The sequence below is a fragment of the Bacillus sp. YBWC18 genome (assembly GCF_002998775.1).
Taxonomy (GTDB): Bacteria; Bacillota; Bacilli; order Bacillales; family Bacillaceae; genus Bacillus.
In genome coordinates this window covers 119,280-142,681 of the sequence record NZ_PVRI01000003.1, presented here as the reverse complement: position 1 = coordinate 142,681, position 23,402 = coordinate 119,280, and the positions used below count along the sequence as shown (strand labels likewise).

At 41.3% G+C, this 23,402-nt stretch carries 18 protein-coding genes; 8 read left to right on the top strand and 10 right to left on the bottom strand.

Going from position 1 to position 23,402, the window contains the following annotated elements; all coding sequences use genetic code 11:
* The first annotated feature begins 6 nt into the window (after nt 1-6).
* The 3 genes from C6348_RS10155 (at nt 7) to C6348_RS10145 (ending at nt 4,931) form a co-directional block, all read left to right on the top strand.
* Entirely contained in the window at nt 7-1,215 is a 1,209-nt protein-coding gene (locus C6348_RS10155; RefSeq protein ID WP_106042897.1) for a glycoside hydrolase family 53 protein, read from the top strand.
* 23 nt (nt 1,216-1,238) lie between these two features.
* Entirely contained in the window at nt 1,239-3,305 is a 2,067-nt protein-coding gene (locus tag C6348_RS10150; protein WP_106042895.1) for a beta-galactosidase, read from the top strand.
* Between the two features lie 297 nt (nt 3,306-3,602).
* Nucleotides 3,603-4,931, top strand: coding sequence for a CitMHS family transporter (locus C6348_RS10145; RefSeq protein ID WP_106042893.1), 1,329 nt, complete (start codon nt 3,603-3,605; stop codon nt 4,929-4,931).
* A gap of 46 nt (nt 4,932-4,977) precedes the next feature.
* Here C6348_RS10145 and C6348_RS10140 read toward each other — a convergent pair whose 3' ends face one another.
* From C6348_RS10140 to C6348_RS10110, 7 genes are all read right to left on the bottom strand, one after another.
* On the bottom strand, nt 4,978-5,406 hold the full coding sequence (locus tag C6348_RS10140) for a DUF4064 domain-containing protein (protein WP_106042891.1): 429 nt from the start codon (nt 5,404-5,406) through the stop codon (nt 4,978-4,980).
* A 24-nt stretch (nt 5,407-5,430) separates the two neighbouring features.
* Complete coding sequence (locus C6348_RS10135) at nt 5,431-6,384, bottom strand: ABC transporter permease (RefSeq protein ID WP_106042889.1); 954 nt, start codon at nt 6,382-6,384, stop codon at nt 5,431-5,433.
* Nucleotides 6,381-7,310, bottom strand: coding sequence for an ABC transporter ATP-binding protein (locus C6348_RS10130; RefSeq protein ID WP_106042887.1), 930 nt, complete (start codon nt 7,308-7,310; stop codon nt 6,381-6,383). Before C6348_RS10130 ends, C6348_RS10135 begins: the two co-directional genes overlap by 4 nt.
* Nucleotides 7,311-7,637: 327 nt before the next feature.
* Nucleotides 7,638-7,976, bottom strand: a complete 339-nt coding sequence (locus C6348_RS10125; protein WP_034660533.1) for a zinc ribbon domain-containing protein YjdM — start codon at nt 7,974-7,976, stop codon at nt 7,638-7,640.
* A 93-nt stretch (nt 7,977-8,069) separates the two neighbouring features.
* Nucleotides 8,070-9,209, bottom strand: coding sequence for a glycerate kinase (locus C6348_RS10120; RefSeq protein WP_106042885.1), 1,140 nt, complete (start codon nt 9,207-9,209; stop codon nt 8,070-8,072).
* A gap of 31 nt (nt 9,210-9,240) precedes the next feature.
* Entirely contained in the window at nt 9,241-10,512 is a 1,272-nt protein-coding gene (locus C6348_RS10115; RefSeq protein ID WP_106042883.1) for a GntP family permease, read from the bottom strand.
* A 118-nt stretch (nt 10,513-10,630) separates the two neighbouring features.
* On the bottom strand, nt 10,631-11,743 hold the full coding sequence (locus C6348_RS10110) for a CdaR family transcriptional regulator (RefSeq protein ID WP_106042881.1): 1,113 nt from the start codon (nt 11,741-11,743) through the stop codon (nt 10,631-10,633).
* A gap of 161 nt (nt 11,744-11,904) precedes the next feature.
* Between C6348_RS10110 and C6348_RS10105 the strand changes: the two genes are divergently transcribed.
* The 5 genes from C6348_RS10105 (at nt 11,905) to C6348_RS10080 (ending at nt 18,815) form a co-directional block, all read left to right on the top strand.
* Complete coding sequence (locus C6348_RS10105) at nt 11,905-12,552, top strand: TetR/AcrR family transcriptional regulator (protein ID WP_106042879.1); 648 nt, start codon at nt 11,905-11,907, stop codon at nt 12,550-12,552.
* A gap of 72 nt (nt 12,553-12,624) precedes the next feature.
* Entirely contained in the window at nt 12,625-13,878 is a 1,254-nt protein-coding gene (locus C6348_RS10100; protein WP_106042877.1) for an MFS transporter, read from the top strand.
* Nucleotides 13,875-16,202, top strand: coding sequence for an ABC transporter permease (locus C6348_RS10095; RefSeq protein WP_106042875.1), 2,328 nt, complete (start codon nt 13,875-13,877; stop codon nt 16,200-16,202). The genes C6348_RS10100 and C6348_RS10095 overlap by 4 nt, the downstream gene beginning before the upstream one ends.
* A gap of 13 nt (nt 16,203-16,215) precedes the next feature.
* Entirely contained in the window at nt 16,216-16,977 is a 762-nt protein-coding gene (locus tag C6348_RS10090; protein WP_106038344.1) for an ABC transporter ATP-binding protein, read from the top strand.
* 659 nt (nt 16,978-17,636) lie between these two features.
* The gene (locus C6348_RS10080; RefSeq protein ID WP_106042873.1) at nt 17,637-18,815 is read left to right on the top strand and encodes a Rap family tetratricopeptide repeat protein; all 1,179 of its coding nucleotides are present in this window, start codon (nt 17,637-17,639) and stop codon (nt 18,813-18,815) included.
* Nucleotides 18,816-18,915: 100 nt separating this feature from the next.
* Here the strand turns inward: C6348_RS10080 and C6348_RS10075 are convergent, their stop codons facing one another.
* From C6348_RS10075 to C6348_RS10065, 3 genes are read right to left on the bottom strand one after another with little or no spacing between them, the layout of a single operon-like run.
* The gene (locus C6348_RS10075; RefSeq protein ID WP_066031502.1) at nt 18,916-19,764 is read right to left on the bottom strand and encodes a PRD domain-containing protein; all 849 of its coding nucleotides are present in this window, start codon (nt 19,762-19,764) and stop codon (nt 18,916-18,918) included.
* Between the two features lie 30 nt (nt 19,765-19,794).
* The gene (locus C6348_RS10070) at nt 19,795-21,261 is read right to left on the bottom strand and encodes a glycoside hydrolase family 1 protein (RefSeq protein WP_106042871.1); all 1,467 of its coding nucleotides are present in this window, start codon (nt 21,259-21,261) and stop codon (nt 19,795-19,797) included.
* Nucleotides 21,262-21,265: 4 nt separating this feature from the next.
* Nucleotides 21,266-23,125 (bottom strand): beta-glucoside-specific PTS transporter subunit IIABC, encoded by a 1,860-nt coding sequence (locus tag C6348_RS10065; protein WP_106042869.1) that lies wholly within the window; start codon nt 23,123-23,125, stop codon nt 21,266-21,268.
* Nucleotides 23,126-23,402: the final 277 nt, after the last annotated feature.

Genomic DNA, 23,402 nt, shown 5'->3' with positions numbered 1-23,402 from the left:
GATTTGATGAAAAAGTGGATGCTCGTCACGGTTGTCGTTTTCTTTTTTATGGGGTTAGGTATTTTGCCTGAAGCAAAAGCCGATACGATTTCTGTTCAGCCGATCAATGGACTGCAGGGTGATTTCATCAAAGGAGCCGATATCTCTATGCTTGCAGAAGTAGAGAGAAGCGGCGGCAGATACTTCGACCAGAACGGAAAACAGGTGGACCCGCTCAAGCTATTAAAGGAAAAAGGCGTCAACTATGTGCGCATTAGACTGTGGAACCATCCATACGACAACCAAGGCCGTGCCTATAACGGCGGGACAAATGATTTAAACACAGCCATCGCTCTATCGAAACGTGCAAAAGCACAAAATATGAAAGTGCTGCTTGATTTTCACTACAGTGATTTCTGGACTGATCCTGGTAAACAGTTCAAACCGAAAGCTTGGGCATCTCTTTCACAAAGCGATTTAGAAAAAGCGGTCGGCACTTACACAGGGGATGTACTCAAAGCGATGAGAGCACAAAATGCCCTTCCGAACATGGTTCAGGTTGGGAATGAACTGAACTCAGGCATGCTGTGGCCAAATGGAAAGAGCTGGGGTGAAGGCGGCGGGGAATTTGACCGGCTCGCCGCTTTGCTAAAGGCTGGCACAAATGCTGTCCGCTCTGTCGATTCTAACATCAAAATCATGCTTCACCTTGCACACGGAGGGGACAATGGTGCGTCCCGCTGGTGGTTTGATGAAATCACAAAACGAGGCGTCTCATTCGATACGATCGGTCTATCTTATTACCCGTATTGGGACGGTGGATTTAATGGTCTGACGTCTAATATGAATGATATTAGTGCCCGCTATCACAAAGACGTGATTGTTGTGGAAACCGCCTATGGGTTTACGACAGCAAATGGCGACAACCTAGAGAATTCATTTAATCAAGACTCTGTCAAAACAGCCGGCTACCCGGCTTCACCTCAAGGTCAGGCATCTTTTATACGAGATCTATCAGAGAAAATTTCAAAAGTAAAAAACAATCGCGGAAAAGGGTTCTTTTATTGGGAGCCGCTTTGGATTCCAGCGAAAGGCGCTCCGTGGTCTAGTCAATACGGGCTGGCTTATATCCAAACAACCGGTACAGTCGGAAATGCTTGGGAAAATCAAGCGATGTTTGATTTCAACGGAAAAGCACTGCCTTCTCTTGATGTATTTAAACAAATGACACCGTAATTAAAAGGATAGGACGTGACAAAATGGGAAAGCGTTACCCACTCGTTCACCCAAATGTGAAAGGCTTTTTGCATGGTGGCGATTATAACCCAGATCAATGGCTCCATATGCCGGAGATCATTGACGAAGATTTTCGATTAATGAAGCTTGCACACTGTCAAACATTCTCCATCAACATTTTCGCATGGAGTAAGCTAGAGCCAAAAGAAGGGCAGTATGATTTTGCATGGCTGGATGACATCATGGACCGCTTGGCAGCTCAGGGGGCTCACGCCATTCTCGCAACGCCAAGCGGGGCAAGACCTGCTTGGCTGTCACAAGCATATCCAGAGGTATTGCGCGTCGAAGCGAACCGTCAGCGTAATTTACATGGACTGCGCCATAATCATTGCTTCACCTCACCGGTTTATCGAGAAAAAACGAATACACTCAACCGGCTGCTAGCTGAACGCTACAAGGATCATCCAGCACTGATCATGTGGCACATTTCGAATGAGTACGGCGGCGAATGTCATTGTGATCTTTGCCAGGAAGCATTTCGGGACTATTTGAAAGACAAATACAATCATGACCTTGAAGCTTTGAATCAAGCATGGTGGACGGGTTTTTGGAGCCACACGTATAGTGACTGGTCACAAATCGAATCACCTGCACCGCACGGGGAGCACATGATTCACGGGATGAACCTAGACTGGAAGCGCTTTGTCACAGCGCAAACGATCAATTTTTATCAAAATGAAATTGAACCGCTGCGGGAATTGACGCCTCATATCCCAGTGACCACCAACTTTATGGGCGACTACCCGCATATGCGCCCATTCCTTGGGCTGGATTATCATCAATTTGCAAAAGAGGTCGACGTGATTTCATGGGATAGCTATCCAGCATGGCATAGCGGCAGGGAAACAACCTCCGAATTAGCGTCAAACGTCGCCTTCGTTCACGATTTATATCGTTCATTAAAGGACGGTCAGCCATTTCTCGTTATGGAGAGTACACCGAGCCTTGTGAACTGGCATGAAGTGAATAAGGTCAAACACAAAGGAATGGCACACCTTTCTGCCATACAGGCGATTGCCCACGGATCAGACTCCGTGCTTTACTTTCAGTGGCGCCAAGGCCGAGGTGCCTCCGAGAAATTCCATGGCGCCGTAGTCGATCATTCCGGGCATGAACATACGCGCGTGTTTCAAGAAGTCGCTGATCTAGGGAAACAATTGGAGCAGCTGCAGCCCATTGCGGGCACGTCCGTACAACCAGAAGTCGCCATCATATACGATTGGGAAAACCACTGGGCCATTGATGATGCACAAGGCTTAAATAATACAAACAAACGCTATGTAGAGGCTTGTCAAACTCACTATCGAAGCTTTTGGAAAAAAGGCATCCCTGTTGACATTGTCGGCATGGAAAAGGATTTCTCATCCTATCGTGTGCTGGTTGCTCCAATGCTCTACATGATCAAACCAGGCGTCGCAGAAAAAATCGAAGCCTTTGTCAAAAAGGGCGGTATTTTTATCGCGACATATTGGAGCGGCATGGTCGACGAAAATGACCTATGTTTCCTCGGTGGTTTCCCCGGCCCTCTCCGTCATGTACTTGGCATATGGGCTGAGGAAATCAACACATTGATGCCAGATGAACATGTGTTAATAACCACAGGGAATGGACGCACCTACCATGTCGGGCAATATTGCGAATCCATTCATCCTGAAACGGCTTCTGTGTTAGGGCATTTTGAGAATGGCTGCTATGAAGGACAGCCAGCCCTTACTGTCCATCCTTTTGGAGATGGAAAAGCATACTATATGGCTTCCGAAAATGAACAGATTTTTTATGATGAGTTTTACGAGGATCTCATCGCAGGAATGGGTATACAGCCCGTCCTATCATCTGTGATTCCAGAGGGAGTTAGTGTACAAAAACGAACAGATGGCACGCAAGACTATGTATTTATGATGAATTTTACAGAAGAGCTGCAGAACATATCACTAGATTCAGCGGAAAGCTATGAAAATATGCTGTCTGAAGAGCAGGTGCCAGACCAGCTTCAGCTTGACCCTTACGAGTACGTCATCTTGAAAAAATAATTTGAAAGAAGCGTTCATTCATTGGACGCTTCTTTTATTTTAATGATTCTAAATACCTATATAAATATATTCACTTGTAGAAATGCCCTTGAATCGTTATATTTTATCTAAATTTTTTGACATGTTTGATACCGCGCCGTGAATGGATTCACCATCCTTTTTTACCATTGTATAGGTATGAAAGCGGTTGCCTAATGCTCATATTTTTGATACCCTTTTTTTCAATGCAGATGTGGGACTGCATTGTCATAAAAAGAGCAAGTAAATGTAAACGGTTTATTGTAGGGGGAGGGACTTATGTTAACGTTTGTTGGATTATTGATTATTTTAACGATTGTTGTATTGCTAATTTGGGGGAAAGCAAGTCCAATTGTTGCCATGGTCATGGTGCCTTTAATCGGGGCATTCATCGCAGGATTTGGGATTAATGACATTCAATCCTTCTTTGAAGAAGGGATTATTAAAGTACTTCCAGTGGCGACCATGTTCATCTTCGCCATTTTATTTTTTGGTATTTTACAAGATACAGGGTTCTTTGAACCTGTAATAAAAGCGCTCATTAAACTGACAAAGGGAAATGTTGTCACGGTTGCGATGGGAACAGCTCTAATAGGAGTCATCGCTCATTTAGACGGAGCAGGGGCGACTACATTTTTATTAACTGTACCTGCACTGCTTCCACTTTATAAAAAATTACATATGAGTCCGTACTTATTGCTGTTATTGATCGGGACAAGTGCCGGCTTAACGAATATGGTGCCGTGGGCTGGCCCCACAGGACGGGCAGCGAGTGTCCTTAATATGGACCCATCTGAACTTTGGGTGCCGCTCATTCCCATTCAGCTCATTGGGGTCGTTCTCGTATTAGGAATGGCATTTATTTTAGGGAAAAGGGAAGAAAAACGCATTCGGGTAAAAATCGCTGCAAACGAAATCGCTGCTGTTCAATTAGAAGGCGCAGATTGGGACCGGGCTATTCAATCCATTAGCGAGACAGGTGACGCCGCTTTAAAACGTTATCACTTGATGTGGGTGAATTTCATTCTGTTTATAGCCGTAGTTGTCCTTCTTGTGCTCAACGTGATTCCGGCTAGTTATATGTTTATGATTGGTCTTTCTCTCGCACTATTAATTAACTATCCGAAAGTGGATGTACAAATGGAGAGAATCAAGGCGCATGCACCTAGTGCACTCATGATGGCTGCCGTTATTTTCTCCGCAGGTTCGTTTTTAGGAATTCTCGAAGGAACGGGCATGCTAAAAGCCATTGCTGTGGACAGCATTCAGATTCTACCTGCTTTCCTGCTTCCATTTTTACATATCATTGTAGGGATGTTTGGCGTACCGCTGGATATGCTGACAAGCACAGACGCCTATTATTATGCTCTACTTCCAATTGTCGAATCGATTACATCTGAGGTTGGCGTGTCGGGCACTTCCGCTGCGTATGCCATGATGATTGGTAACATCATCGGAACCTTTGTCAGTCCACTCGCTCCAGCCGTTTGGCTTGCGATAGGCCTTGCAGGGGTCGATATGGGGAAACATATCCGCTACTCCTTCTTTTGGATGTGGGGATTCAGTATTATCCTTCTGTTCGTGGCGTTGCTGATCGGTATCATTTAAAAAAAGAAAGACATGCGTACAACGACGCATGTCTTTTTCTTTGTATTTATGAAGGATATTCACTCGTGTGAATGTCTGTTTTCGGCTTTCTAATAAGAGACATCAATCCAATGATAAACAATAGAACCATTGGAGCAAATGCAAGACCGACTGTTCCAATTAAAAGAGTCACAGCAGACACCAAGAAAAGAATACCTGAAAGCACGGCACGGCGATCTGTTTTCAAAAGAATCACACCGACAATCGATAGCACAGCTGCAATTGCGGAAACAACCATGAACTGAGTACCAAATGAATTAACCGAAGCCTGAAGCGTTTCAATCGGCAATGTTTCTCCTTCCTCTTGTAACACTTCATTGATTTCATCATAAAATGATGGACCTAAGGAGAGAATTAATGCTCCAAACCCAACACCAATGGCATTGAGGATAATACTAATAATCCCCATAATTTTTTCACCTTTACGTTTAATCATGTGTAAACCTCCTAAAAAGTTAAATTAACTACCTGTTTTCACTTCTCGCTTTTGGAAGACAATCAGGGCAATGGCCAAGAAAATAGCCCAATAGATCACTAGGACTGTTAATGAGAATCCTAGAGACATACCTTCGATAAGAGTAACCTGTTCCATAAAGTATTGGGATGGATCGTTTGCAAATAACAAATATTTTGACCAATCAAAGAAGAGCATTAAAATACCTGTAATTGATCCACCCACAATATAAGCTAACACACTAATAGCGATGGAGATAGCTTCACTTCTAAATACTGTAGAAATGGCGAACGAAAGTGTTCCCAGTACGACAAACATTGCACAATGAGCAAGATAATAAAAGACCATATTTGCAAACTGCGAACGTTCAATCACTTCACCATTTTGATAGACCAAATTCACATAATCAGTGTTGAGGCCGAAGAAAATGGCACCCAATATAAATGACAAGAGAAACAGTACCACAACTAGTAAAAGAGCATACAGCTGCACCGTAATATATTTAGATATTAGGATCTTTAGCCTTGATGGTGGGCGAATCAATAATAATTTAATTGTACCATGCTTGTATTCAGCCGAGACAATGGTGGAAGCAATAATGATCACAAACACACCTACAAGCTGAAGTAAATTGGCGTTTGTTTTTACATAATCCCATACACTGTCACTAAACTGATTAGCTGGCGGTAAGTTATGCTTGATTCGATAATCATTAATAGCTATCTCTTTTTCAAGGCTTCTTTTAAAGAAACCATTTTCTGTTTCTTTGAGTTCCTTCTTGTTCTCAGTATTCATCATTTCTAGTTGGTCTTTCCAAGCTCCGGATGATTGATCTTCGTCATTTGTTTTAAGTGCAAAGATCAGTGTGGCAATCATACCTAAAACAAGAAGTCCAACCATAATCCAAGTTCCAACACGATAACTGATCTTCATCCACTCGTTTTGAATGAGGCGAATCATACGTCTGCCTCCTTTTTACCTGTTAAGCTTAAGAACTTATCTTCTAAGGTTTGTTTTTCTATTTTGATTTCGTACAAATGAATGGACGCGTCACTCAAATGACGAATCAATTCCGGCATTTTCTCTTCTGTCAAGGAGAGGAATAAATACTGCTCCTCTTCTCTTACAGTCGTGCCTTCCTCAAATACACCGATGAGCTTCTGCGCTTCTTCCAGCTCACCAGATGCGACCTTCATTCGATAATTGACCAGTTCGTCTTGATTCGTCTCTGTACGCTGATCCTCAATCGCAATCAGCTTTCCTTTTTGGATAATCGCAAAACGATCACACATCAATTCCATTTCTGACATGAGGTGACTTGAAACAATAACAGCCAGCCCTTCTTCCTTTGCCAGCCTTCTCAAGTAATCTCGTATCATGCGAATTCCCTCTGGATCAAGTCCATTGGTCGGCTCATCTAATATCAGCAGTTTCGGTCTATGTATAAGAGCCTGCGCAATGCCTAAACGCTGCTTCATTCCTAATGAAAACGTACGGACACGCTTATGTTTCACGTGCTGTAAGCTGACCAGCTCTAGCAGCTCATCAATTCGCCCTTCATCCACTTTCCCATTCATTCTGGCAAAGTGAACAAGATTTTGTCTGGCTGTTAAGTGATTATACATTTCTGGGTTTTCAATAATGGCACCAACATCTTGGATGGCATGCTGATATGAGGATTGAATACTATGACCATTAATCAGAATGTCGCCAGATGTAATTGGAGAAAGACCGACCATCATGCGAATGGTTGTTGTTTTCCCTGCGCCGTTTGGTCCTAAGAAGCCAAAGACTTCGCCCGCTTGGACAGAAAAGCTCAAGTCTTGAACGATCTTTTTCCCGTGAATATGCCTAGATACATTATGCAGTTCTAAAACGTTCGTCACGTTACCTCTCCTTCTTTGTCTAAGTATCATCTATCATCTATTTCCTGATAAACACCATGATCCGTTAAAAATAGAAGAACACTTCCATATGGTACAGCAATGCCCAAAAGTTGTGAAGGGGATTAGGCAAAATTTAGCGAATCATCTGCCTTTTTTAAGGTAGGGTTAAGAAAACAGCAATTTTTTATGTGAAAAGAGGCTTGATTTTTTTAAAAAATGAACCTTTTTCAACAGGTATATATGTATGGAATTCTGTTTAAGATTATTCCTTTCACCTATAAATAAAGAAATAAAAAGAGGCCTCTTACTGACAGCCTCCTTTCGTTATTATACCTTTTTCACAAACTCTGATTTTAACTTCATTGCGCCAAAGCTAGGAATTTTACAATCAATGTTATGATCGCCTTCCACTAAACGAATGCCTTTGACCTTCGTCCCTATTTTTAAAACGGAAGAAGAACCTTTTACTTTTAAATCTTTAATGACAGAGACCGTGTCCCCGTCACTTAACAGATTTCCATTTGCATCTTTGACAACAAGCTGCTCCTCTGCCGCTTCTTCTTGTTCTAGCGACCATTCATGCGCACATTCAGGACAAACCAGCAGACTGCCATCCTCATAAGTATACGTTGAACTGCATGTAGGACAATTCGGTAGATTAGACATTTGTGTTTCCTCCAACTTTCTATTTTATTTCATACAATTTTACCACATTTCTATAGAAAGGATTGTGATAGAAAAGGAAACATTTTTCAACGTTTACTTATTTCTTCCAATTGATATAGCAGCCGCAATATTCCGAGCGGTTCTCTCTACATGAAGAGCCCCATCTCTCATCGCCTCAGAAAGAGAAGTTACACCTGGAACGATACTAAAAAGTGCATCAATTCCATGCTCATGTACAACTGCACTGTCTTTTGAGAGGGAGCCCGCAATACCAATCACAGGCAGGTTATACTGCTTTGCTGCTTTGGCTACACCAATTGGCGTTTTTCCATAAATGGTCTGCTGGTCAATCCGGCCTTCCCCAGTAATGACAAGGTCTGCCTCCTTGATGACATCATCAAAATGAACTGCCTTCAGCACAATATCAATTCCTCTTTGCAAATCGGCGTGTAAAAAGCCTAATAAACTCGCACCAAGTCCTCCTGCCGCTCCTGCCCCTGCTACACCTTCAAAAAATACATTGAACTGTTTTTCTGCTACTTGTGCAAAATGAGCTAAGTTTTTATCTAACACTTGAACCGTTCCTTTATCAGCACCCTTTTGAGGACCAAATACAGCAGATGCTCCTCTTTCACCCGTTAAAGGATTGTCCACATCACAAGCTGCCTCCAGCCGAACGGATTGCAGTCTTGGGTCAAGTCCAGATAGATCAATAGAAGCTAATTGATGAAGGGCCCCACCGCCTGGCGATAGCTCCTGTCCTGCATTATCAAGAAAAGCCGCACCTAATCCTTGCATCATCCCAACGCCGCCATCATTTGTTGCACTTCCGCCAAGCCCAATGATGACATGCTTCGCTCCTTGATCCAGTGCCGCAAGCATTAATTCCCCTGTTCCTCTCGATGTCGTGAATAAGGGATTGCGTTTTTCTTGCGGAACAAGGTGTAACCCAGAGGCTGCGGCCATCTCTATGACTGCAGTCTGACCGTCCCCTAACATGCCAAAAAAGGCATCAACAGGCTCCCCAAGCGGGCCTGTGACCACTTGATTGACAATGTGCCCGCCCGTCGCATCAACTAGCGATTGAACAGTTCCCTCTCCTCCATCTGCCATTGGAAGTTTGATATATTCAGCGTTTGGCAAAATCGCATGAAATCCTCGTTCAATGGCACATGCTGTCTCATATGCAGATAAACTTTCTTTAAATGAATCTGGTGCAATCACAATTTTCATCCTAAAGCCCCTCGTTTCTTATCAAATGTCATCAGCCAAACAGCTGAAAAACGCCGAATATAATGGTCGATACGACGGTTAATGTCAAACCAATTAACGATTCAAATGGCATGAGTTTCAACCGCTCTTTGATGTCCATTTGAACACTTCCTGCTGTGGCATGGAAAAAGCTCCCGTGCGGCATATGATCTAGCACTGTTGCCCCAGCATGAATCATGGCTGCTCCTGAAAGAGCAGATACGCCAAGGCCAATTAATGTACCGCTAAATACGCCACTCGCTACCGCCGTTCCTGCTGTTGTCGAAGCGGTGGCGGCTGACATAAATATCCCTGAAGCTGGTGCAAGTAAATACGGAGGTAATCCCCATGCATCGAGTGCTTGAATAAACACATCTTTTAAGGAAGAATTCGATACAATTCCTGCTAGTGTGCCTGTCCCTAATAACATAATCGCTACACCCGACATTTTATGAAGCCCCGACATCGCATAATCATTGAGAAACTTCCCTTTTTTCATGAAAAGAGCGCCTACAATGCCTCCGATCGGTAAGGCGATCATTGGGTCTATATTGATTTGAAAAAGCGGTCTTAAAGCCAACAATAAAATGGTGACAAGCGGACCCGCAAGTGCTTGAAAAAAAGCTGGCACTTGAACTTTGCTTTGCGCAGTTTCCTCTTCAAGAACAGGTGTCCCTTTTTTTGCAAGCTTTTTGGCTAACACATATGTAACAGCCAATCCAAACACAGCCGGGATGACACCCGCAGCCATCATTGAAGTAAGCGGTACACCAAAAGCATCAGAAGCGGCAATGGCATTCGGATTCGGTGACATGATATTCCCTGCCTTCCCGCCTCCAATCATGGCAAGTAGAATCCCCGTTTTCGACAGCTTTGCCCGTTTGGCAATGGCAAGTGCAATGGGTGCTACCGTGATAACAGCTACATCTACAAAAACGCCCACTGTTGTTAAAATCATGGTTGCCAGTGCGAGTGCTAATAACGCCCTCGCCTCTCCAAGCTTTTTCACGATAGCCTCGGCGATAGTTAAAGCTGCACCCGACTCAATCAAAACGCCAGCTAGTACACCTGCCGCCATAATTCTGAGGACAGCCGGAATCATATCCTTAGCGCCTTCCATCATGACGTTGACGGTCTGAACAATATCTACACCGCCTACCAAGCCGCCTATGAAGGCACCTGCCAGCATGCCATATGCAGGTGATACTTTTTTTAGAATAAGAACAATCGCTATCACAAGCGCCGTCACGGCTCCCAGTGTACTTACTGTCACATCTCCACTCATCCTCGATCTCCCCCAAAATGTCTTTCTCCAATTGTAAGCGTTTACTAGTGGGGATCGGGTTGTGAATCTAGATGAATTTTTTTAATTTATCCCTTCATTCCATTGTGCATATGCACAATCAAGATAGTTGACTCATCAACTGCGCCATATAAAGCTCCATCAACTGTTTCACATGACGGGGATTTTTTCCGGTCAATGCTTGAATTTTATCTAAACGATATCGCAAAGTATTCCGGTGAATAAATAAACGATCAACAATTCTTTGTAAATCACCGCCCTCTTCAATGTAAATCCTTAATGTTTGGGCGAGCTCCGCTTCCTGTGTTAATGGCTTGTAAAAGTCAGTCCATCTAATCTCCTCTTCAACAGCTCCTGCAGTGATGAATAGCCTTTCCAACTGATAAGATTCAAAAAAATAAATACTTTCCTCCGGATCAAGAGTTTTCCCCAACCTCAAGGCATCTCTTGCGTGCTCAAAAGACAATGGCAGCCGGCTTATGTCGTCAGCGATAGTCCCTATCCCCACCAGCACCTGACCTCCTACTGCTTTTTCCATTGTTCTTTGCAGCTGCCCTGCCACATGCTTTAAACGATGATCAGGGATCGGCTGCCTTAAAAGAACCAATTCATGACGAAAGGTCATGCCAAGCAAATCATCCGCATTCTTATCGTATTGAATCGCATGCATCATTTTATGCACAGCGTCCTCTGAGGATGGAACTGGCTGAAAAACGATGACCATTCGGCGCTTATCTAAATCCATTCCCAGCCATGCAGCTCGGTTCTTTAGCTGATGATCACCAACGTCCGAATCAGATATTAACTGATTGACAATTTCACTCTCTATTCGTTGCCGCCACTGAACCCGTTCAAGCAGAAAAGACTGCTCTAACACAAGCTCAGCTGCCATTTTCACCAGCTCGGCATGATGCCGAATATCCTCTGGCTCACCAGTAATGCCAATCACACCAACTACTTGTTCACGAAAGCAAATGGGCAAATTGATTCCAGGTCTCACTCCTTCTAAGCGTAAGGACGCCTCATGGTCAATTTCCATACTGTTCCCGCTTGTCAGCACAAGTCGTGCACCATCATGTTTCTGACCAATCCTGTTTCGTTCACCAGAACCAATAATGACACCATCTGCATTCATCACATTGATATTTTTATCTAAAATACGCATCGTACGTTCAACCATTTCTTGTGCCAATTCAGTGGTTAAAAATTGCATGAGGCATCTCTCCTGAAAGTGTTTTCATTCAATTTATCATAGTGTCATTGCACAATAAATGCAATTTGTTTAAAAATGAGGCATTGACAAAGGTACATTGAAAAGTGTTTAATCAAATCAAGACACCGACCGACAGTCTAGTCAAAAGAAAGGATGGCTTTATGAGAACCGTTAAACATCCTGAAGAACGTAAAAATGACATCTTAAATGCAGCAGAAGAGCTTTTTTCTACCAAAGGCTATCAGCAAACAACGATTATCGACATTCTGAGAGCTGTTGGCATTGCAAAAGGCACTTTTTATTATTACTTTTCATCCAAAGAAGAAGTGATGGATGCCATTATTGACAGGATCATCAAAGCAGATATCATCGTGGCAAAGCGTATTGCGGCTGAGCCAGACCTTCCAGTCGTCGACAAACTATTTCGTATCATCATGGCACAATCGCCTCAGCAAGGAAGCAATAAACAGGGGATGATTGAACAATTCCATCAGCCTTCTAATGCGGAGATGCACCAAAAAAGCTTAATCAAAGCGATTAAAGAACTATCACCCGTATTGGCAGACGTCATTCAGCAAGGGGTGGAAGAAGGAACATTCAAAACAAAGTTCCCTCAAGAAACGGTTGAATTCCTTCTTGCTTCTGCACAGGTCATATTTGATGAGGGACTTTTTCAATGGACAGCCGAAGAAAGTATACGACGCGCTCTAGCTTTTATCGATATCCTCGAATCCTCATTACATGCAGAAAAGGGGAGCTTCTCCTTTCTTCTAAAGCGATTAACTGGAGAGCTGGATGAAAAGAATTAGTGATTGGTCACTTCAATACCAATCCTGCATACATTATAGACTGACGGTCGGTCTAAAAGGAGAGTGATACCCATGTCTTTGTTATCCAAAAGAGGTTCATCCCACTTTATGTACCTCGTTCTCGGACAAATTATTTCCGTTTTTGGTTCTTCCTTAATTCGGTTTGTTCTATCTTTACACGTACTGGATATGACGCAGCGTGTTGACTTATATGCCTTACTATTCGCTTTATCCAATGTCCCACTCCTTCTTTCTCCCTTAGCAGGCGCAATCGCTGACCGGTTTAACAGAAGGAACTTGATGATTTTATTTGATGTTCTCACCGGCATCATGATTCTGGCTTTTTATTTTTGGTTATTCTCAGGAAATGATTCGCTCTATATGATCGGAGCGGTCATGGTGCTTCTTGGTGTGATGAGTACGTTCTATGCTCCTGCTGTGATGTCCAGCATTCCACAGTTAGTAAAACAGGAACAATTAGAACAAGCAAACGGAATCGTCAATGGCGTGCAGGCACTTTCAGGTGTTCTCGCTCCTATTATCGGCGGGGTTCTGTACGGACTGATTGGAAGTCAATCCATCATAGGTGCCAGTGCTATCGTGTTTTTTCTATCAGCATGCATGCTTTTACGGTTAAACATACCCTTCTCACCTAGCCCGCTAACGGAAACTATGGGCAAAGTGCTCGTAAAAGATATGAAACAAGGATTTTCCTATATTGGCAGTCAGCCATTTTTAAAAAGAGCCATGCTGCTTGCTGCAATGTTAAATTTCATCCTCACGCCATTTTTTATCGTGGGTGGTCCAATCATTTTAAGGGTCACAATGAAAAGCAGTGACATCATGTATGGAATAGGCATGGGCTTGATTGAGTTCGCTGTGATCGCAGGGGCTCTGCTAGTTGGACTTGTAGCAAAGCATTGGCAGATACCTACTTTATATCGCTGGCTGATCGTCATCGCGATCATCTTGCTGCCTGTCGCATTCTCAACATCCAACACAGCTCTTCAATTTGGCACTTATCCAGCTTATTTTCTCTTTCTAGCAGGATGTCTTCCAATTGCTATGCTGCTTACAATGATCTCAATCGTTGTGATTTCACATGTTCAAAAGAAAACGCCAAATAGTCAATTAGGAAAAGTGATGGCAAACCTGACAATGGTTTCTCAATGTGCTGCCCCGCTTGGTCAAATGATGTATGGATTCTTGTTCAATACGTTTTCAGCCAACATGTATGTGACGGTGCTAATAGTCAGCACTTTCATGTTTGCCCTTGCCTACTTAACAAAAAATATGCTTCAACATGAAGGAGAATCAGCCTCATGAGACTGACGTTTATAAAGAAAGACTTAACCCGCCACCGTCTCATTTCCATCGGTTTAACCATTTGTATTATGTTGACATCATTTCTCGCAACAAGCGCCGCTCAAATGACAGTACAGCTGAATGGTTCCATTTCTAATCTGCTCCATTCAGCCAAGGCACCAGACTTTGTCCAAATGCATGACGGTACCCTAAATGAAAAAAACATTGAACTATTTTCAAGCAAGCAGTCCATGGTAAAAGCACATCAAATCGTCCCAATGATTCCAATTGAACATGCAAACATCAAGTTCGGAAACGAACCCGCCAAAGCAGGTGTGATGGATCATTTATTTGTAAAACAAAATCGTCATTTTGATTTTCTTTTAAATAAACAAAATGAAAAGCTCACTGTCAGTAAAGGTGAAGTGGCTGTCCCTATCTATTTTCAACAAAAGTATCATCTCAAAATAGGAGAAACATTACTGATTGGGAAAGGGTCTAATCAATTCTCTTTCCGCATCAAAACGTTCTTGCGAGATGCACAAATGAACCCCAGTCTTGTGAGTTCGAAAAGATTCCTTCTTCATCACAAGGATTGGGACGCAATGAATCAAGTATTTCATAAAAAGGAATATTTAATTGAATTTTTACTGCATGATGCCGCGCAGGCAGATGCCTTTCAAGCAATCTACCAGTCATCACAGCTTCCACAGCAAGGTCCAGCTGTCACATTACCTTTGCTCCGTATGCTGAATGCATTGACAGATGGAATGGTGATCGCCATTCTCCTGCTTGTTTGCATGCTGCTCGTCAGTATAGCCCTTCTCTCTCTCTATCTTGCTATGACAGCTTCTATAGAAGAGGACGAACGTGAAATTGGAATACTGAAGGTGCTTGGGATTCCTTTAACAAGAATCAAGCAATTATACGTTGGAAAGTATGCCGTGCTTGCTTGTGTAGGGTGTATAGCAGGATATGGGTTAACGCTTATATTTGGTGATATGTTTACAGCCAATATTCAGCGATACATGGGGAATCAGCCTTCTTTTACTTCTTGGTTCATCCCGCTTTGTGTTTCTATTGTGTTGGCAATGATCGTCATTTCTTGCAGCTATGCTGTCCTAAGAAAGTTTGGCCGAGTATCAGCCGCTCAAGCACTTCAAGGCGGCGCCATTTCAACGAATGATAAAAAACAAATACCCCTACATCTCAAGAAAAACAGGTTCATACCGGTCAATATTTGGCTTGGTTTAAAAGATCTGTTATCACGAAAGAAGTTGTACACAACGATTACTTGTATTATCGCGCTTTGTACATTTTTGATGCTGCTGCCTATTCAGCTATGGCACACCTTACAATCGCCGGATTTCATCACATATCTTGGCTCTGGTCAAAGTGACCTTCGAATTGATATACGACAAGGAAATCATCTAGAGGAAAATACAAATGAAATAAAATCAATAATTCGTGAAGATCCGGACATTCATACATCAGCCATATATGAAACAACTTCTCTTCAGGCAAAATCAAAGGAGAATACATTAGAAACACTCTATTTAGAAACAGGTGATCTCTCAGCATTTCCTCTCACCTATTTACAAGGGCGACAGCCTTTAAAGAATAAAGAAATTGCCTTATCAGTGCTCAGTTCAGATTCACTCCAGAAAAAGGTAGGAGAAAAAATCACTCTCGTAACAAACGGGCATGAAATTCAAAAAACAGTGACTGGCATTTATCAGGATGTCACCAACGGCGGCAAAACAGCCAAAGCAATATCACAGCCATTTTCTCAATCACCCCTTTGGAAAACCATTCAAATCCAACTAAAACAAGGAGTAGAAATTGCGGAGAAAAAGACAGTATTTGAAAAAGGGATATCTCCTGCAAAAGTGACAGATATGAAAGAATACGTTCATCAAACAATCGGCAGCACAGCCTCTTTAGTAAAAATCGTTGCATTTTTGTCTACATTAGCTGCTTTTGGAACCGCCAGTTTGATGCTATTCATGTTTCTGCACATGTTAAAAACGAAAGATTCAAGTCGAAACCACATGTTAAGAATGATTGGATTTTCTAAAAAAGATGTAACAGCACAATATATCACAAGTTTTATCGTCGTTATCTCTTTGGGCGCCTTTATTGGTACGATCGCTGTCCATACGATTGGACCAGCTTTGATGAGTGTAGGTGGAGCATCCTTAGGGGCATCAAGCCTGCAGTGGCTGGCACCACAATGGGTGTCAGTTGTGTACCCAATCACACTGTTGATTGTCAGCTTAGCTTTAACCGCTTCGTTATTGAAGACGTTTTTTACTAATCAAACTACACGTCATACACTTTCATAAGGAGATGTTTCACATGGAACACTTGATTGAAACAAAGCGATTGTCTTTGCAAATCGATTCTTTAAAAGGACAGAAACAAATCATTCTTAAAGATATCCATTTATCGATAAAGCCTGGGGAATTTGTGACCATTATGGGGCCTTCCGGATGCGGGAAAACTTCCTTGCTTTATCAGCTTAGCGGGATAGAGACAGCCTCAACAGGAGAGATCAAATATAAAGGCCGTTTACTATCAGAAATGACAGACAAACAGTTAACTGCTCTGCGCTTAACAGATATGGGATTTGTCTTTCAACACAGCCACTTACTAAAAAATCTTAATCTATTTGACAACATCATTGCTGCCGCTTACTTAACAAAGAAAAAGCCAAGAAAAGAAATGAATGAACGAGCTAAATATTTAATGGAAAAACTTGATATTGATCATTTAGCAGATCGATATTTGTCAGAAGTATCAGGAGGTCAGCTTCAGAGAGCCTCTATCTGTCGAGCGCTTATGAATGAACCAGACATTCTTTTCGCTGATGAACCAACAGGTGCTCTTAACTCTAATGCAACGAAGGAAGTGATGAATATATTTTCGGAAATCCATTCTGAAGGAGCAACACTACTGCTTGTCACACATGACCCAAAGGTTGCTCTTCGTTCTGAAAGAATCATGTTTATGAATGACGGAGAAATAACAGCCAGCTTACATTTAGGGAGATATGATGACTCAACTGCCGAGAATCGAGAATTTAGATTAAATCAATGGCTGCAAAATTTAGGTTTTTAATTGGAGTAAAAACAGGCAGAAAGCTGCCTGTTCTATTTTTTCTGGCACTCAAACGAATAATCCATCGAAAAACGAGTTGTTTCTAATATGATTTTGCCGCCTACTTGTTGACAAGATTCTGTCAGCAACTCTATTTCTTTGCTATAAAAGTATCTCTTTGACATATACAGAGTCACTAAAACGAGTAACAGCGTCGTCATGATCACTGTGATTTGCCAGTTTAAGATTTGAAATCTTTTTTTCATATCAACGTCCTTTCTAATAGACTAGTGTTTGTGATTGGCATTTACTTTTGTCTGCTTCTATCAGTTTCTATTCCAAATTTGATCTAGCATCATCATAACTGATTTTCTTTAATAGATCGACCTTCCAACCGACCCGTCGTTTACCTAAAATCACTTTATTTGTAATATACCAGTGATATTTTCGAACATAATCATAAAACCCAATGTATATATCCCTTTTTTAGACGACTAAAAAAAGATTTTAATCATTTGTAAAAACATTCAATCACCATTACAATTTCGTACATCACATGACCTTAGGTCCTTTTTATTACCTCTTGGCAATCACCTCGCAGAAATGATTATATTCTTCCAAAAATTGTGATATCGTTTTTTAGTGAAACAGGTGAAAGGATCTTAAAGAGGTGAAATTTCATGGCTATCATTTCTGCTGAACAGGTGGGGAACCGTTTAAATGATTGGCGAATTGCGATTCGCAAGCATGATGTACACAGTGCTAACGCAATGTACACAGAATTAAAGCAATTACTTCAAGAAATGGAAGAGAATCAGGAGGTCTTGACTTATTATTCATTGCTAGAAGGCAAGTATAAACTCATGTTATATGAACGGAGAGGTAAAAAACTGAATGAACAGACAGAGCTAGATTGCCCCTCTAAAACAAACGATTTAATTGAATACTATTTTTACCTATACAAAGCCCTTTACGCTTCATATAACAGGGACTATGCATCAGCCATTGGACTGTTTAAAATTGCCGAGAAAAAACTGCAAAACATTCCGGATGAAATAGAAGTAGCAGAATTTCATACGAAAATCGCAAACTTATATATGCTACTTCGTCAAAGCCTAATTTCTCTTCACTATATTCAGAATGCTATAGATATTTTCAAAAGTCATGAAGGATATGAAAGAAGACTAGCGACAGCCTTTGTCATCGCCGCTGCTAATTATATGGACATTGGCGACTTCATAAGAGCAGAAAACTACTACAAAAAAGCAATACACATCGCTGACAGTCTAAATGATCATTTTCTAACTTCACAGCTTTTTCATAATATCAGTATTCTGTATGCCGAAGCTGGAGAATCGAAAAAATGTATCGATGCCCTAGAAAAGGCTCTAAGTGATGAAAACTACCTCTCATCGTGCTATTTCCATCACTCCATGTTTATGTTAATCAAAGAGCTGCTCTCTATTGATGAAAGAACACAAGCTCTCTATTACTTCGAATTGGTCAACCAAAAACATGAATCAGAGAAATGCCCCATCTATACAGCAAAAATGAATTTGCTTTACCATCTATATTTTACTGAAGATATGGTTCAAAAAGCTCAAGCCTGTTTCGATGAAATCAGCATTCTAAAAGAATTAAAGGATGCTGAAGGTGCCTGTGAATTAAGTGCTCTAGCTGCAAAACACTTTGAGGATTTGGGTGACATTCATCAAGCCTATCTCTTTTTAAAGGAAGCCTATCACAGGAACCATCCTATACTTGACTGGAGGAATTCTAATGAAAAAAATGAGTTTATTGATCATCGCTTTAACCATCGTTGTTTTCGGACAAACAGCGTCTTTCAATTCGTTAAATGAGACGAATGCTGGTACAACAGAACGACCTATCGGAACTTAATATAAAAATTGGTCATAGCAAAGAACCACTTGCCTGATCATAAGGCAAGTGGTTCCACCATTATTTTAATTGCTGATAAGATATGAGGCGGTGTATATGTACCGCAAGATAAGTAAGCTCATCATTAGGAATGACGATACTATGCACCTGTTTAATATAATCTTTGATTTTAAAAGCAACATCCATCGCTTGAGGATACAAGTGTGCAATTTGTTCAAACAACTCATTTTCTTGATCTGAGAGTAATTTATTTGCATAAAATCTTTCTACAAAGAACTTCACATGTGTAATGAACCGACTGTAATGAATATTCTCTTGGTCCATTTTCATATTCAATGTATAGCGCACAAGATTGACAATACTCCCGATCATTTTGGCATATTTCATGCCATCTTTCGAATCAGATTCTTCACCTAATGCATTAATTAAGTGAAAGGCGATATTGGCGGCTTCTTCTTTTGGTAATTGTATGCCCAATGTATCATTTACTAACTCAAGTGCGTACTTCCCTACTTCAAATTCTTCAGTATAGTAATTTTTGATTTCCCAGTACACGCGATTCGTAATATTAATATTCTTTTTATGTCGTTCGACAGCAAAATTCAAATGATCCATTAAGGTAAAATAAACACCTGAATTTAGATTTGAATTTAACCGTTTTTCTGCATATTGGACGATGTGCTGAGTTAAATCGATAAACTCTTGAGGCATTGAATCTAACAGTTGAAGAAATTCTTTTGCTCTCATGTTATCGACTGACATAAAGACTTGGTCCGCTTTTTTCTCTTCTATCATTTGACCCGGTTTCTGTCCATAGCCAATCCCTCGGCCAAACAAAACCATCTCCTGATGGTTCTGATCTTCAGCCAGGACCACACTCGAGTTTAAAACTTTTTTGATTTTAAACATCGTCATCACCTGTTTTCATGATTGTGGTGTTCAATCAAGCGATTCACCATTTGTCTCAATGACTTTTTGGTACCAATAAAATGAGTCTTTTCGAGATCGTTTTAAGGTTCCGTTGCCATCATCATCTTGATCTACGTGAATGAAGCCATAGCGTTTTGACATTTGTGATGTACCTGCACTAATAATATCAATTGATCCCCAGCTCGTATATCCAAAGAGATCGACGCCTTCTTCAATCGCTTCTCTCATCTGACGGAAATGCTCTTTAAAATAGTTAATACGATAGTCGTCATGGATAGAGCCATCACTTTCAACTACATCCTTTGCACCCATTCCGTTCTCGACAATGATAAGAGGTTTTTGATAGCGATCATACAATTCGATTAAAGAAATTTTCAGACCAACCGGATCAATTTGCCAGCCCCAGTCAGTTGAAGGAAGATAAGGGTTTTTGACTCCACGAATCGTATTCCCTTCTGTCTGTTCTAATCCTTCTTGGGCTGATTCAGTTAAAGACATATAGTAGCTAAATGAGATAAAATCTACTGTGTTTTCTTTTAGAATGGTTAGATCATCTGCTTCCATATGAATTTGAATATTTTTTCTCTCAAGCATACGTGTAATAAGTGGCGGATATTCGCCAAACACCTGAACATCTGCATAGAAGTAGTTTTCTAAGTTTTGTTTCAAGGCTTGTTCCACATCATTCGGATGACATGTATGCGGATACGTTGTCAATTTTGTCAGCATACACCCAACCTGGCTGCCTGGGATAATACGATGGCAATCTGCTGTTACAAGAGCAGATGCGACAAATTGATGATGAAGCGCTTGATACACCGTCTCTTCTACTTTTCCTTCTGGGCAACGATCAGGAATAATTCCTGCAGTAATGAATGAGTGGCGGTGTATACTATCAATTTCATTAAAAGTGAGCCAATATTTCACATCATGTTGATAACGTTCGAAACAAACATTGGCGAACTTCACAAAGAGATCGACCACTTTTCTTTCAACCCAGCCGTTATATTTCACACTAAGGGCTAAAGGCATTTCATAATGAGAGAGTGTCACAATCGGTTCTATGTCGAGTTTTTTCATTTCGGCAAATACACGATCATAAAATTGCAGCCCTTTTTCATTCGGTTCAGCTTCTTCTCCAGTAGGGAAGATACGGCTCCACGCAATAGAAATGCGAAGTGTTTTAAAGCCCATTTCAGCAAATAGAGCCAAATCCTCTTTATAGTGATGATAGAAATCAACACCTCTGCGTTTTGGGTACTTTTTATCGTCTGGATCCTTTATTGCACGATCTATATTTTCAGAAGTAACAGCAAGATGTCCTTCATAATCTTCTACACTTAAATTGGAACGATACATTGCAATATCTGCAACTGATGGTCCCTTTCCATCTATATTCCAGGCGCCTTCTGCCTGGTTGGCGGCAATGGCGCCGCCCCATAAAAATCCTTTTGGAAAACCTTTAATTGTTGTCATATGATTAGCCTCCTAATTGTGTGACAACCATCAATGTATCTTGACGATTGACCTCTTGTAATGGCCGTACCTTTATATCATATTGATCTGTATTTGTGATTACAGCAAGTGTAACTGGATCATATCCTGCTGCTATGATTTTTTCTACATCAAATTCAATCAGTAAATCTCCTGCTTGAACACGTTCTCCTGCCTGCACTTTTGGATGAAAATACTGTCCTTCCAGCTGAACGGTATCGATGCCAATGTGGAATAATACTTCAACCCCTTGGTCCGTTTTCATACCAAGTGCGTGATTTGTTTCGAACAGCAAGGTCACCTCGCCATCTACTGGTGCATAAAGCGCTCCTTTTGAAGGTACTATGGCAATTCCTTCACCCATGACCTTTGAAGAGAAAATATCATCTTTTACTTCAGATAGAGAGATCATTTGACCAATCACAGGGCTTTTGAATGTTTCACCTGCCCCAATTTGTTCAGCAAATGCAGCTTGATCATTTGTCTTTTCTTCTCCTGTTTTATCCTTACCTAATACAAAAGCAGCGATAAAGGCGACAATAAACGAAATGACTGCTCCAATGACAGCAAACATCAGATTTCGCGGGAGCTCATCTGAGATAAACATCGACATACTTGCTAATCCAGGGCCAACAAGTACAAAGGCTTGTATACCAACTAATCCAATGAAGATTCCGCCAACAAACGAACCAATCATGACACTTCCAAGGACCCGCTTATTTTGAAGTGTCACACCATACAAAGCAGGCTCTGTGATGCCAAAAAATGCTGAAATCCCTGCCGAAATGGCTGTTGATCTGAGTACCTTGTCTTTTGTGCGTAGTGCCACAGCGAAACACGCTCCACTTTCAGCAATATTATGCGCAAGTGATGCTGGTAAATAAAGTGCTTCTTTCCCAAGGGTTCCCATCGTTGTGACTGCATAAGGGACCATTGCTTTGTGCATACCTGATGCGACCATGAATGGGAGGACTGCTGCTAAAATTGCGACAGCTACCCAGCCTACTGTATTAAACATTGCAAGAATGATGGATGAAAAACCTTGTCCTGCTGTAAAACCAATCGGTCCTAATAGAAGTAACGTAACTGGTACAGTAATGACCAATGACATCATTGGGACAAAGAAAATCCGAATTGGTTTTGGTGAAAATCGTGTAAAGAATTTTTCCATTTGAGCGTAAAGCAATACAGAAAGGATTGCTGGGAACACTTGATACGCATAAGCTATATTTTTTACGTCGAATGTCATCAATTGCGCACCTTCAGTAAGCATAGCCGTCATGTTCGGAAGAAGGAGCGCACCGACTGCTGATAATGCGACCAGTGGGTTTACTTTTAGTTTATTGGCAGTTGTTACAGCGACTAGTAAAGGGAGGAAGTAAAGAGGTGCGTCCCCTACCATGTTCAATATTTGATAGGTTTGGCCCTTTGCATCCATCCAGCCTAATAAAGAGAAAAGGAGAAGAAATGATTTTAAAATCCCTCCGCCTGCGATAGCTGGAACAAGCGGCTGGAAGACACCTACAATGAAATCTAACAGAACTGTGCCTGCTTTTCTTTTTTCTTTTGGCTGATTGGAAGGCGCGTCTTTCCCTAATGAGCTGCTACCTATTAAACTTGTTAACTTTTGATACACTTCGATGACGTCATTCCCAATGACCACTTGGCATTGACCTGACATTCTGACAGCTATGACACCTGGCGTTTTTTCTAGAGCCGGTACATCTGCCTTCTTCTGATCAATCAGTGTGAAGCGAAGTCTTGTTGAACAGTGCTCAAGGTGCGCAATGTTTTCTTTGCCACCTACATGCTGTAAAACGTCTTTGGCAACCTGTGTGTAATCCATTTTTTCTCCCCCTTTTCTCATACATGAGACCTATATTTCGGCAATAAAAAAAGGACCTAAAACGACAAATTAAAGAAATTCATCGTTTTTAGATCCTGCCTGCATGACCAGTCACATGTCTAATTTATCAATATTGGATTTGATTTTAGTATATATTGAGTTAATGTAAGCGTCAACATATATTTTTGAATTTAAAAAAATATTTTTTTACAAGTCTAATGTCATCAAAACGACCTCATTTTACTTTAGAGGAAATTTAAATCGAAAAAGTCAGATA